Annotated in this window: 11 protein-coding genes; 7 read left to right on the forward strand and 4 right to left on the reverse strand. The window is 72.2% G+C overall.

Annotation, left to right across the window (positions count from 1 at the left end; all coding sequences use genetic code 11):
- Positions 1-41: 41 nt before the first annotated feature.
- Entirely contained in the window at positions 42-1,241 is a 1,200-nt protein-coding gene (locus ACIA5C_RS10075; RefSeq protein ID WP_396052966.1) for a sensor histidine kinase, read from the reverse strand.
- Between the two features lie 150 nt (positions 1,242-1,391).
- Between ACIA5C_RS10075 and ACIA5C_RS10080 the strand changes: the two genes are divergently transcribed.
- The 5 genes from ACIA5C_RS10080 to ACIA5C_RS10100 all read left to right on the forward strand — a co-directional run bounded on the left by ACIA5C_RS10080 (position 1,392) and on the right by ACIA5C_RS10100 (position 6,428).
- On the forward strand, positions 1,392-2,885 hold the full coding sequence (locus ACIA5C_RS10080) for a carboxylesterase/lipase family protein (RefSeq protein WP_396052967.1): 1,494 nt from the start codon (positions 1,392-1,394) through the stop codon (positions 2,883-2,885).
- Between the two features lie 84 nt (positions 2,886-2,969).
- Positions 2,970-3,695, forward strand: a complete 726-nt coding sequence (locus ACIA5C_RS10085) for an ABC transporter ATP-binding protein (protein WP_396052968.1) — start codon at positions 2,970-2,972, stop codon at positions 3,693-3,695.
- Positions 3,692-4,462 (forward strand): ABC transporter permease, encoded by a 771-nt coding sequence (locus ACIA5C_RS10090; RefSeq protein ID WP_396052969.1) that lies wholly within the window; start codon positions 3,692-3,694, stop codon positions 4,460-4,462. Before ACIA5C_RS10085 ends, ACIA5C_RS10090 begins: the two co-directional genes overlap by 4 nt.
- 17 nt (positions 4,463-4,479) lie before the next feature.
- Positions 4,480-5,769 (forward strand): histidine kinase, encoded by a 1,290-nt coding sequence (locus tag ACIA5C_RS10095; RefSeq protein WP_396052970.1) that lies wholly within the window; start codon positions 4,480-4,482, stop codon positions 5,767-5,769.
- Positions 5,770-5,783: 14 nt separating this feature from the next.
- A complete protein-coding gene (locus ACIA5C_RS10100; RefSeq protein ID WP_396052971.1) occupies positions 5,784-6,428 on the forward strand; it encodes a response regulator in 645 nt (214 codons plus the stop codon).
- Here the strand turns inward: ACIA5C_RS10100 and ACIA5C_RS10105 are convergent.
- Together ACIA5C_RS10105 and ACIA5C_RS10110 are read right to left on the reverse strand one after the other, a co-directional pair.
- Entirely contained in the window at positions 6,425-8,047 is a 1,623-nt protein-coding gene (locus tag ACIA5C_RS10105; protein ID WP_396052972.1) for an ATP-binding protein, read from the reverse strand. The two genes, ACIA5C_RS10100 and ACIA5C_RS10105, sit on opposite strands and share 4 nt — an antisense overlap.
- A 75-nt stretch (positions 8,048-8,122) precedes the next feature.
- Positions 8,123-9,145 (reverse strand): zinc-binding dehydrogenase, encoded by a 1,023-nt coding sequence (locus ACIA5C_RS10110; RefSeq protein ID WP_396052973.1) that lies wholly within the window; start codon positions 9,143-9,145, stop codon positions 8,123-8,125.
- Between the two features lie 122 nt (positions 9,146-9,267).
- On the opposite strand from ACIA5C_RS10110, the gene ACIA5C_RS10115 reads away from it, so the two are divergent.
- Positions 9,268-9,666 carry a hypothetical protein gene (locus ACIA5C_RS10115; protein WP_396052974.1) on the forward strand — a complete coding sequence of 133 codons (399 nt, stop codon included), beginning with the start codon at positions 9,268-9,270 and terminating at the stop codon, positions 9,664-9,666.
- Between the two features lie 384 nt (positions 9,667-10,050).
- On the opposite strand, the gene ACIA5C_RS10120 is transcribed toward ACIA5C_RS10115, so the two are convergent.
- Positions 10,051-11,430 carry a class I adenylate-forming enzyme family protein gene (locus ACIA5C_RS10120; RefSeq protein WP_396052975.1) on the reverse strand — a complete coding sequence of 460 codons (1,380 nt, stop codon included), beginning with the start codon at positions 11,428-11,430 and terminating at the stop codon, positions 10,051-10,053.
- Positions 11,431-11,540: 110 nt separating this feature from the next.
- Here ACIA5C_RS10120 and ACIA5C_RS10125 point away from each other — a divergent pair, with 110 nt between their 5' ends.
- Positions 11,541-13,091 carry an NAD(P)-binding domain-containing protein gene (locus ACIA5C_RS10125; protein ID WP_396052976.1) on the forward strand — a complete coding sequence of 517 codons (1,551 nt, stop codon included), beginning with the start codon at positions 11,541-11,543 and terminating at the stop codon, positions 13,089-13,091.

Raw genomic sequence — 13,091 nt, forward strand, 5'->3', positions numbered from 1 at the left:
CGGCATGGCGGAACCGCCCTTCGGGGGCCGCGGGCCGGTGTTCAGAAGTCGGGCCGCAGCGACATCCGGGCCGTCGTGCCGAGGCCCGGGCCGGGCGAGGTGATCGACAGCGAGCCGCCGTGGGCCGAGACGATCGTCTGGGCGATGCTCAGGCCCAGCCCGACGCCGGCCATCGCCTCGCTGCGGGCGTGCCGCCCCCGGTAGAAGCGCTCGGTCACGTGCGGCAGCTCGTCGGCCGGGATGCCCGCACCCTCGTCGATCACCTGCAGCGAGGGGGCCCGCCCGGTGAACGAGACCGCCACCCGCACCGGCCGGCCGGCCGGCGAGAACCCGATCGCGTTGCGCAGCAGCTGCCCGACCGCCTGGGTGAGGCGGGTGAAGTCGCCCCGGACCGGGGCCGGGCGGCCGGTGACCTCGAGCACGCAGCGGATGTCCCGGTGGGCCTGGTGGCCCTGGCTGGCGCCGATCGCCGCCTCGGCCACCGTCACCAGGTCGATCGGGGTGCTGTCGATGGTCAGGCTCTCGGACGGCCGGGTGCCGGCCAGCAGGTGGTCCACCATCTTCACGAGACGTTCGCCGTTGCGCCGGATCGGGTCGATGTACCGCCGGTACGGTGCGAGATCCTCCTGTTCGGTCAGCAGTTCGAGGTAGCCCTGGATGCTGGTCACCGGCGTACGCAGCTCGTGCGAGACCGCCGCGATCAGATCCTCCTCGCGGCTGACCGCGCGGGACAGCTCGTCGCCCAGGTCGGCCAGCAGCAGGCGGGAGCGCAGGCCGGCCAGGTGCCCGGCCGCCTGCCCGGCCAGCTGCACGAGCACGTCGACCTGGCGGTCGCTGATCGGGCCGGGCGCGTCGTCGAGGACGCAGACCGCGCCGAGCAGGTGGCCGTCCTGGTCGATCAACGGGGCGCCGGCGTACAGGCGGATGTGCGGCCGGCCGGTCACGTTGGCGTAGTCGCGGAACACCGGATGCGCGCGGGCGTCCGGCACGACCAGCGGCGTGCCCTGCTCGACCACGGCCGCGCAGAAGGAGATGTCCCGCGGGTCCTGGTCGTTGGCCAGGCCGGTCCTGCCGGCGAACCACTGCCGGTCCGTGTCGACCAGGGTGACCGCCGACATCGGCGTGTCGAACACCGACGCGGCGAGCCGGGACAGATCGTCCAGCACCGCCGGCCGGGCCGCGTCGAGCAGCCCGTAGCTGCGCAGTGCGACGAGGCGCGCTTCCTCTGCCCGTGGTTCCACCGGTTCCCCACTTTCATCGGAGCGAGGTCATGAACATCGGCTGTTCCGGGACCGATTCCAGCCGCCACCGGTTGTCCTTCGGGTGCAGCTCAGTTCTTGACAGCACGGCGTCGGCAGGCGTCAGGTAAAGGAATGCATAGACTTGCGTCGTTGGCTTTGGCCGCTGTGCTGGTCTTTCCCGGCGGCACCGCCTCCCATTCATCGAACTTGGTCGCGCACACCGACAAGGGTGCGGTTCAGGGCGTACGCGACCAGGGTGTCGACAGCTTCCTCGGCATCCGTTACGCCGCACCGCCGGTCGGCAACCTGCGCTGGCGGCCGCCCCAGCCGGCCGCGCCCTGGCCCGGCGTGGCCCCGGCGACCGCCTACGGCAACCGGTGCGCGGCCGCGGCCAGCAGCAACGGCGCCCGCACCGAAGCCGAGGACTGCCTGTTCGTCAACGTGCAGCGCCCCACGGGAGTCCGCGCCGGCGATCACCGGCCGGTCTACGTCTTCGTCCATGGCGGCGGCCTGGTCAACGGCAGCTCCAACCAGGCCGACATGGCCGCGATCGTCCGGCAGACCGGCATCATCGGCATCAGCTTCAACTACCGCCTCGGGGTGCTCGGCTTCCTCGGGCTACCCGGCCTGACCGCGGAGGGCGGCGAGAGCGGCAACTACGGCTTCCAGGACCAGCAGGCCGCGCTGAGGTGGGTCCAGCGCAACGTCGCCGCGTTCGGCGGGGACCCCCGGCGGGTCACGGTCGGTGGCGAGTCGGCCGGCGGCTGGTCGGTGTGCGGGCATCTGGTCGCGCCCGGGTCGCGCGGGCTGTTCGCGCAGGCCATGATGCAGAGCGGCTCGTGCACGACGGTGAGCCAGGCGCAGGCCGAGGCTTCGGGCGCGGCCCTCGAGTCGGCGGTCGGTTGTGCGGATGTGGCCTGTCTACGGCGTACGCCCGCGAGCGCGTTGATCGACGCACCGCAACCGTCCATCGGTTTGGTCCGGGGCACGCCGACGCTGCCGGTGGACCCGGCCGTCGCGGTGGCGTCCGGCCGCTTCGCGCGGGTGCCGATCGTGATCGGCTCGAACCGGGACGAGGGCCGGACCTTCGCGCAGGGCTTCATCGGCCAGTCCCGGTCGGCCTACACCGACTACGTCACGTCGTCGTTCGGCGCGTCGGCGCCGGCCGTGCTGGCGCACTATCCGTGGCCGGCGAAGGCCGACCGGTTCACCGCGGCCTACCTGGTCGGCGCGATCATGACCGACTCGGGCGCGGTGGCCGGCATCGGCGGCTGTCCCGACCGCCGCCTGACCCACTCCCTGGACCGCTGGACGCGGGTCTACGCCTACGAGTTCGACCACCGCACCGGCCCCGGCCTGACGCCGATCCCCGGCTACGTCTGGGGCGCCGGGCACGCCGCAGAGCTGGCCTATCTGTTCCCGAGCTTCGACAACGGCACCCCGATCGCGCCGACGTTCAACGCCGCCGAACGGCGGCTGGCCCTCCAGATGAAGGCCGAGTGGGCCGGTTTCGCTTCGTTCGGTACGCCGGGCTGGCCGTCCCACGGGTTCTATTCGCTCCGGGCGGGTGGCCGGAGCCGCCTGATCAGTGACGCCTCGTTCGCCGCGGAACACCAGTGCTCGTTCTGGGACTCCCTCCGCTGATCTCCCAGGGGGCGGAAAACCCCCAGGGAAAGGTGGATGCTTTCCGGCTTCCGGGCGCCGGCGGCGCTGCCTAGCGTCAAACGCGTGATCGAACTACGTGAGCTGACCAAACGCTACGGCGACCGGGTGGCCGTCGACGGGCTGAGCGTGGAGGTCCAGCCGGGAGCGGTGACCGGCTTCCTCGGCCCGAACGGATCCGGCAAGTCGACGACGATGCGGATGATCCTCGGCCTGGACGCCCCGGACCACGGCCAGGCCCTGGTCGGGGGCGTCCGCTACCGCGACCTGGACCGGCCGTTGCGGACCGTCGGCGCGCTCCTCGACGCCGGGGCGTTCCATCCCGGCCGCAGCGCCCGGGCGCACCTGTCCGCGCTGGCCGCGAGCAACGACATCGCCGGTTCCCGGGTCGAGCAGGTGCTGCGCACGGTTGGCCTGTCCGAGGCGGCGGGCCGGCGGGCCGGCACGTACTCGCTCGGCATGCGCCAGCGGCTCGGCGTCGCCGTGGCCCTGCTCGGCGACCCGGCCGTCCTGCTGCTCGACGAGCCGGTCAACGGGCTGGACCCGGAAGGGATCCGCTGGATCCGCGACCTGCTGCGCGGGCTCGCCGCCGAAGGCCGGACGGTGTTCGTGTCCAGCCACCTGATCGCCGAGATGGCGCTGACCGCCGACCGGCTGATCGTCATCGGCCGCGGCCGCCTGCTGGCCGAGACGACGGTCGCCGAACTCGCCTCCGGCGCCGAGAGCCTGGAGGACGCGTTCTTCCGGCTGACCGCGCAGGCCACCGACTATCGCGGAGTGGGAGCGTCATGAACCGGTACGGATTCCGGCACGCGGCCCGGATGGAACGGATCAAGCTGGGCAGCGTGCGCTCGACGTGGTGGCTGGCGATCGCGGCGGTGCTCTCGATGGTCGCCTCCGGGGTCGGGGTGGGGCTCGGCTACCGCTCGCACACCCCGGTCGCCACCGCCGCCCAGATCCTCGACAACAGCCTCAGCGGCGCCATCCTGGCCCAGTTGCTGCTGGGTGCGCTCGGCGTCCTGACGGTGACCGGCGAATACGGCACCGGGATGATCCGCTCGACGTTCGCCGCAGTACCGCGGCGCCGGACCGTCCTGGCCGCGAAGGCCACCGTGTGCGGCGGCGCGGCTCTCACCGCCGGCCTGGTCGCGAGCTTCGCCGGCTATCTGGGCGGGCAGCTGGCGATCCGCGGCACCGCCATCCCGGCCGCCTCCCCCGGCGACCCGGCGGTCCTGCGCGCCGTCCTGCTGACCGCGGTCTATCTGGGCGCGACCGCGCTGATCGGGGTCGGCATCGGAGCGATCCTGCGGCACTCGGGAGCGGCGATCGGCACGCTGTTCGGGCTGATGTTCGTCCCGATGATCGTGGCCGGCCTGTTCGGGGAGAACGGCATCGGGGTCGGCCGCTTCGTCCCGCTGCTGATGCTGCTCAACTCGATCGCGGTCACCTCACCCATCCCCGGGCTGTTCGCCGGCTGGGTCAGCGCGCTGCTGATGTGCGGGTACGCGGCGGCGGCGGTTCTTCTCGGCGGCGTACTGCTACGCCACCGCGACGTGTGACCGGCGAGAATGGGCCGATGACCGCGCTGCGCGCCCCGTTCACCACGCTGGCCCTGCGCCGGGCGGTGTTCTGCCTCGCCGGCGTGGTCAGCGCGGTCGCGGTCCTGGCCGCACCGGCGATCGTGCCGGCCGCCGGCGCCCTCATCCTCTGGGCGACCGGAGCGATGTCCCGGCAGCCGGCGCCCACGGTCGCACCGTTGTTCCTGGTGCTGTTCCCGCTCACCGTCGTGCTCCTGGTCGTGCTGGCCGCGCCGCTCGGGCGCGCGCTGGGGGCGGTGCAGCGCGCACTGGCGTTGCGGCTGCTCGACGAACAGGTCGACGCACCCCTGCCTCGGCGCTCCTGGGGCGCCATCGGGTACGCCCTGCTCAAGGTGCCCATCGCCATTCCCGAGGGCTACGGCGCGTTCTGCTACGTGTTCGGCGTGGTCAACCTCAGCTACCCGGTGTGGTGGCCGCTGTTCCGCAACCATCCGCCCGGCACGGTCCTGGGGCCGGTGCGTGCGCTGACCCCGTTCGGCACCATCGCCACGCGGACATTCCCCGGAACGTTCCTCATCGCCGCGGCCGGCCTCGCCATGCTGCTGGTCGCGCCGTGGCTGATGCGGGCCGGCACCACCCTCGACGTGGCCGCGATGCGCCGGCTGCTCGGTCCGCGCCGGCTCGCCGAGCGCGTCCGCGAACTGCAGGTCAGCCGGGCCCGCGCGATCGACGACGCGGCCGCGATGATGCGCCGGCTCGAGCGCGACCTGCACGACGGCGCGCAGATCCGGCTGGCCACGCTGGCGATGAACCTCGGCATGGCGACCGAGAAGCTCGGTGCCGACGGCCCGCCGCCCGACCTCGCGCAGGCCCGGGAGCTGGTCGCGCTCGCCCACCGCGGCGCCAAGGACGCCCTCGCCGACTTGCGCGACCTCGTGCGCGGCATCCACCCGCCGGTCCTCGACAGCGGCCTCGGCGACGCGCTGGCGACGCTCGCGACGAGCAGCGCCATCCCGGTCGCGGTGCACGTCGAGCTGCCCGGCCGGCCGGCGCCCGCGATCGAGACCATCGCGTACTTCTGCGCCTCCGAGCTGCTGGCGAACGCGGCCAAACACAGCCGTGCGACCCGCATCGGGCTCGGCGTCGCCCGGTCCGGTCCGATGGTGACGGTTGCGGTCGAGGACGACGGCGTCGGCGGCGCGGACCCGGACGGCCCCGGCCTGTCCGGCCTGGCCCGCCGCATCGCCGTCGTGGACGGCCGGATGCGCGTGCACAGCCCGGCCGGCGGTCCGACCCGGGTCGAGATCGAACTGCCGACACACGTGTGAACGGAGGCGACGGCATGCGGGTGGTGATCGCGGAGGACGCCGCGATGATGCGCGAAGGGCTGGTCCGGCTGCTCACCGACCGCGGCTTCGAGGTGTCCGCCGCGGTGGCCGACGCGGACGCACTGCGGTCCGCGGTCGACACCGACGCACCGGACGTCGCGATCGTCGACATCCGGATGCCGCCCACGCACACCGACGAGGGGCTGCGCGCCGCGATCGACATCCGGCGCGACCATCCCGGCGTCGGCGTGCTGGTCTTCTCGCAGTACGTGGAGACCCGCTACGCGACCCGTCTGCTGGCCGACCGGCCGACCGGCGTCGGATATCTGCTCAAGGACCGGGTCGCCGACGTCGCCGACTTCGTGGACGCCCTGACCCGGGTGGCCTCCGGCGGCACCGCACTCGATCCGGAGGTGGTCGGCCACCTGATGCGGGCCGGTCGGGAGACGACCGGGGTGGCCTCGCTGACCCCCCGGGAGCGCGAGGTGCTGTCGCTGATGGCCGAGGGCCGATCCAACGGCGGGATCGCGGCGGCTCTGGTGATCACGCCCGGCGTCGTGGAAAAACACGTGGCGAGCATCTTCGCGAAGCTTCGCCTGCCGCCCTCGGACACCGACAACCGCCGGGTCCTGGCCGTCCTGCGCCACATCGGCGGCTAACAGGGCAGCGTTACGTGGAAGGACGCGCCGCTCCGGCCGCTCTGAAGGACGACGACGGCCGTACCGCCGTGGCGTTCGGCGATCAGCCGGACGGCGGCCAGACCGAGACCGGCACCGGGGATGGCCCGTTCGGTGGCGATCGCGCCGCGGAAGAACCGCTCGAAGACCAGCGGCTGCTCGGTGTCGGGGATGCCCGGACCGTCGTCGGCGACCTCGATGCAGGCCTCGCTGCCCGTGACACCCAGCGTGACCGTCACCGTCCCGCCCGCCGGCGGGTAGGTGAGCGCGTTGTCGAGCAGGGCGTCGAGCAGCTGGGCGATGCGGTCCGGGTCGGCGTGCATGGGCACCATGTCGGGCAGGCGCTCGACGACGGTGACGTGCTTGGCGGCGGCCCGGTCGGCGACGCGGCGCACGGCGTCGGTGACCAGGTGGGTCAGGTCGACGTCGGCGAGGTGCAGCCGGGCGCGGCCACTGTCCAGGGCCGAGAGGTCGAGCAGCGCCTCGACGAGGCGGCGGAGGCGGTCGCTGCCGCGCCGGGCGGCGTCGACCATCGCCATGCTGTCGGCGAGCGGGCTGTCCGGGTCGCCGTCGGCCAGCAGGTCGAGGTAGGAGGCGATCACGGTCAGCGGCGTACGCAGCTCGTGACCGACCAGGTTGAGGTACTCGTCCTTGGCCCGGCCCAGCGCCCGCTGCAGGTCGTCGGCCCGGCGGGCCTCGGTGACGTCGTGGAAGACCGACACCGCACCCAGCCGGCGGCCCTGCTCGTCGGTGATCGGGTGGGCGTTGACCCGCAGCCGCCTCGACCCGCCGTCCGGAAGACGAAGCGCCTGCTCGGCCCCGCGGACCTGCTCGCCCTGCAGCGCGTGCATCAACGGCAGCTGGGTGGAGGCGACCGGCCGGCCGGCCGGGTCGGTGACCGGCACCCGGGCCGCCCATTCCTCCAGGCTCCCCGCGGCGCCGCCCGGCCCGAGCCGGTCGGCCAGCGAACGGTTGACGATCACGAGCCGACCGGCCGGGTCGCACGCGGCGACGCCGGTGTCGAGGCTGTTGAGCAGGGTGTCGAGGAAGTGGCGTTGCTCGCGTTCGGCGTCGCGGGCCCGTCGCTCGGCCACGAATGCCGTACACGCCTGCGCACCGTCGTCGGCCGCCGCGAGCTGCATCGACGACCAGTCCCGCGGGACGTAGTCCATCACCGCGCAGACGCCCACCACCTCGCCGAGCGGGTCACGGACCGGGAAGCCCGCATAGGCGCGGACGCCGACCGACCGGGCCGGCGCCTCGGGAGGAACCCGGCTGTCGGCCAACAGATCGGAGATCACCACCGGAAAGCGACTGTGCACGACAAGACCCGCCATGGACAGCGGCATCGGGACCTGCTGCATCGGGAGGAATCCGAGCGGGAGGGCGTAACCACCGATCAGCCGCATGTGCGGGCCGTCGGCCAGATGGATCATCGCGCTCGCCGCGCCGGCGCCGCGGGCGGTCAGCGCCGCGAGCCGGTCGGCCGCCGAGCGGGCCAGGCCACCGGGCACGACCTCCACGCCGCCGACCGGGATGGGGCAGCCCTCCGGAGGCACGCGTCGCGGCCGGCTCTCGGTGCGGCGGGCCAGGGCAGTCACGGATTCATTGTGGTGGCGCAAGTACCTCCGTGTGGTCTGGATTCACATGTGTCGCTTCATCCAGAAATGTCGGGATTACGGGTTTAAAACAACTTTGAGGCCCTGACGAGCCACGGCGGTCTCGAACGCCGTCGAGACGTCGGCCAACGGGAAGCGGTGCGAGACCAGATTTCGTACGTCCACCAGCCCGCCCGTCACCAGAGCGGTCGCCCGGGGATAGACCTCCTTCATCCGCCGGACCAGGCTGAAGGTCAGACCCTTCCGCCGGGCCGCACTGGCCGGGAACGACGAGACCTCGGCGCTCGGGATGCCGGCCAGAACGACCCGCCCGCCCGGCCGCACCACCTCGACCGCGGCGTCGATCGCCGGGTCGGTCCCGGCGATCTCGAACGCGACGTCCGCCCCCAGCCCGTCGGTGAAGTCGGCCAGCCGCTCGTAGTAGCGCGGCTCCGACGGGTCGAGCACCGCGTCGGCCCCCCGCTCGAGCGCCACCTGCCGCCGGTGCGGCAACGGATCGGCGGCCAGCACCCGGGCCGCCCCGGCCGCCCGCGCCACCTGGATCATCAGCAGCCCGATCGGCCCGCACCCCAGCACGGCCACACTCGCGCCGAGCCGCACATGGCCCAGGTCGACCGCGTGAACGGCCACCCCGAGGGGCTCCAGCATCGCGCCGTCGGCGTCGCTCAGGGCGTCGGGCAGCGGATGCAGGCGGCCGGTCGGCCAGGCCAGGTAGCGCTGGAAACCGCCGTCGCAGGTCCCGTGCCCGGCGAAAACCATGTTGCGGCAGAGGTTGGGGTGACCGGCGACGCAGAGATCGCAGTGGTGGCACGGGATCGCCGGGTCGACCGCGACGCGTACGCCGTCCAGCTCGCCGCCCCGCACGACGCCGGCCATCTCGTGGCCGCCGACCAGCGGGCTCGTGATGCGGGCGTCCCCGATGCCACCCTCGTCGTACCAGTGCAGGTCGGAGCCGCACAGCCCGACCGCCGTGATCTGCACGAGGCTCTCGCCGTCCCGGATCTTCGGCATCGGCTCCTCGGCGAGCCGGACATCACGCGCGGCATGGAATCGGGCCGTCAGATTGGTCTCATTCGGCACGCGGACCTCCCGGAGGAATCGTTCCCGCCATCCTGCCATCGTGGGCGCCACCCCGGCACCAGGAACCAGGCTCCGCAGTGCCTCGTCCAAGCAGCATGTCTCTCCCCCGCGCCGCCGCGGCCGTGGCCGTGGCCCTGGCCCTCGCCGCCGGCTGCGAACACGATGACATGGGGACCCCGATCGCCGTTTCGTCGATCGCCGCCCTTCCGGCCCTGAGCGCCGCGCAGACGCGCGGCCTGGTCAGCCTGCCGTGGCACCTCGCTCAGACCGCGCCCGCCGGCCTGTTCATCGAGGTCCCGGCGGTGGGCTGCCCCCGGCTGAGAGGGACCGTCGTCACCGAAACCCCGACCGACGTCACCGTTCAGGTTTTTGCGTCGCTCGGCTCCTGCTCCGATGCTGCGCCCGGCTTCATCGCGGCGCCGGTGCGGCTGTCCGCGCCGCTCGGGGGCCGCCACCTGCGGCATGGCGGCGCGGTTCAGACCCCGGCCTCGGCTCGGAGATCTCCGCGCGATCAGGGATAGGTGTCGGGGCTTGGGTGAGCGCCTTGCGACGGGCGGGAGCGAATCATGCCGCGACGAGTGAGGCGGGCAATCGTCGCACTGTGGAGCGGCATCAGTACTCACTGTCCGTGACGCAGCTGCGCACTGGAATTTGGTGGCTGCGCAGGCCAGAGTCCTTTTCGTGTCTACCACACATATTGCCCCCCGCACCCACCGTGACGCTGACGGGCCGCCGATCGAGACGATCATTCGCGGCCTGCCGGCGGCGCACCGGGAGATCCTTGTGGAGACCTTCTTCCGCAGGCGGACTCCCCAGCAGGCCGCCCGTCGCCTCGGCATTGCCCCGGCCGAGGCGCGGGCCCTGCTTTACGAGGCTGTTCAGCAGCTGTCGGCGCTCACCGGGCGTCACGGCACCTGCAGGGCGTTCTTGTCGGGTTTGCCGCTCGGCGCGACCGGTACGGCGTCGATGAGGGTGATGGTGGCAGGCACGGCTTTGGGTCCCAAGCGGGCTTCGACCGACGCCCGCAGATCCGCAAGGGAGGGCGTCCTGGCGGGCGCGGCCACCACGAACGCGTGGACCGCTTCGCCGGTGTCCTCGTCGGGGCGGCCGACCACGTACGCCTCGGCGACCGTCGGGGAGGAGGCCAGCGCACGTTCGATGGGGCCGGCGTAGACCAGTTCGGCCTGCACGATGATGACGTCCCGGGCCCGGCCCTGCAGTCGCAGGTAGCCGTCCGGGCCGACCGAGGCAAGGTCGCGCGTGCGCACCCAGCCGTCCACGAAGACTTCGGCCGTCTCGGCCGGGTCGTCCCAGTAGAACGTGGACTGCCACGGCGTGCGGACGTAGAGCTCACCGCCACGTACATCGACCTCGACACCCGGCGGTGGCTTTCCGACCGAGGACAGGAGGGAGGGCGAGTTCAGCAGTTCGTCAGGTGTGATCATCGCGATGAGCCCGGCCTCGGTCTGGCCATACCCGTTGTACAGGACGGGGCCGAGCACATCGAGCGCGTCCGCCAGGCGGGCCGGCTCGATCGGTGAGCCGCTCACCATCAAGCCCTGCAGCGACGTCAGGTCGGCCGGTTCGGCCCGCTGCGCCTTCACCAGCTGGTGGAGCCGCCCGACCGTGATCACTCCCGCGGTGGCCCGGAGCTTGGCCACCGCCTCCGGGTAGATCGGCGGCTCGGCCGCCACCAGCACGCCGCCGGAGGCGATGGCCAGCACGGAGTACTCGAACATCACCTGGGCCGACAGTGACCCGAAGACCAGGAACCGGCTCATCCGCGCCGCGAACGAGCGGGTTCCCGGCGACCAGCGGGACGGGACGGCCTGCTCTCGCGCACTGATTGCGGCGTACGTCTGGCAGCAGCCTTTCGGCAGGCCGGTGCTGCCGCTGGTGTAGACGATCCGGGCGATGTCGCCCGGACGGCCGGAGACGACGAGAGGTTCGTCGGGACTCGACAGCAGCGACGGCAGACGGGAGTCGTCGATCAGCAGGCCACCCGAGGTCGACATGACGTGAGGCAACTGGTCCGCGCGTACCCCGGCCACCCGCGCGCCGGCCGCGAACGCCGCGGCGATCGCCGCGAAGGTCTCCGGGGCGACGCCCAGACTCATCACCACGCCGTCGCCCGGCCGGACCCCGGCGGCCCGCAGCCCGGAGGCGATCCGCCGGATCAGGGACATCATCTCGTCTCCCGAGACCACGCGATCGCCCTGCTCGAAGATCGGCGCGGACCCGCGGGCTTCGAGCAGAGCGAGGAGCGGCTGCGGCCAGAGATCCATGGGCGGACCGTAGCCGGGCGTTCTCAGAGAGTTCTGAGATAGGGTCACGAGCTCGGCAAAGAGGCCGTTTCTTGAAATTTCTCTGAAATAGCACTCCTAGCGTCGGCCCGGTGACTCTCGATTACCTGATCATCGGAGCCGGCCCGGCCGGCCTCCAGCTGGCCGCCCTGCTCGAGGACCAAGCGAACAAAGGCCAGGGCAAGCGCGACTATCTGGTGCTCGAGCGGGGTGACGCGCCGGGCACGTTCTTCACCCGCTATCCACGGCATCGCACGCTGATCTCGCTGAACAAGGTGCACACCGGGACCGACGACCCCGAGCTCAGCATGCGGATGGACTGGAACTCGCTGCTCACCGACGACCCGTCGCTGCTGTTCAGGAACTACAGCGTGCGGTACTTCCCGCCGGCCGAGGCGTTCGTCGACTACCTGGCCGATTTCGCGGCCAAGACCGGCGTCCGGGTCCGGTACGGGACGGACGTCACGCGGGTCTCCAAGGAGGGCGACGAATTCGTCGTCCGGTCGGCCGACGAGACCTGGCGGGCGAGGCGGCTGGTCGTGGCGACCGGGGTCAGCCGCACCTACCGGCCCGACATCGAGGGCCTCGAGCTGGCCGAGGGCTACGACACCATGTCGGTCGACCCGCAGGACTTCACCGACCAGCGGGTGCTGGTGCTCGGCAAGGCCAACTCGGCCTTCGAGACCGCCGACAACCTGATCGAGACGACGTCGGTGCTGCACGTGGCCGGCCCCAGCTCGGTGCACCTGGCCTGGCGGACGCACTTCGTCGGCCACCTGCGCGCGGTGAACAACAACTTCCTCGACACCTACGAGCTGAAGGCCGGCAACGCGGTGCTGGACGGCCACGTCCGGTCGATCGAGCGGGACGGCGACCACCTCAAGGTGATGTTCGCGTTCTCCCGGGCCGACGAGGTGGTCAAGGAACTGCGCTACGACCGGGTGCTGCTCTGCACCGGCTTCGCCTTCGACGCCGGCATCTTCGACGAGAGCTGCCGACCCGAGCTGACCATCAAGGACCGCTTCCCGGCCCAGACGTCGGCCTGGGAGTCGGTGAACGTGCCCGGCATGTACTTCGCCGGCACGATCACGCAGGTCCGCGACTTCAAGAAGTCGACAAGCGGTTTCATTCACGGTTTCCGGTACGGCGCCCGCGCGCTCCACAAGATCCTCGAGCAGCGCGACAACGGCACGCCGTGGCCGGCCCGGGAGACGCCGGAGATCACCGAGGCGATCGTCGAACGGGTCAACCGCACCTCCGCCCTCTGGCAGCAGTTCGGCTTCCTCGCCGACGTGGTGACCGTCCACAACGGGACGGCCGCCTACCACGAGGAGGTGCCGCTGGACTACTTCGCCGAGGGCGGCCTCGGCGGCTACGACGACGCCTTCGCGATCACCCTCGAGTACGGCCCGGACCACGACAAGGTGGATCCGTTCGACATCACGGTGAAGCGGGTCGCGCAGGACTCGGCCGGGCAGGCCCACGACGCGGCGTACCTGCATCCGGTGATCCGGCACTTCCGGGGCGGCACCGTGCGGGCCACCCACCACCTGGCCGAGAACCTCGAGAACCGGTGGAACCGGCCCGACGTGCACGTCGCTCCCCTGGCCGCCTTCGTGGGCCGCGCGCTGGCCGGGGCGTGA

The organism is Actinoplanes sp. NPDC051343, assembly GCF_044455125.1.
Lineage (GTDB): Bacteria > Actinomycetota > Actinomycetes > Mycobacteriales > Micromonosporaceae > Actinoplanes.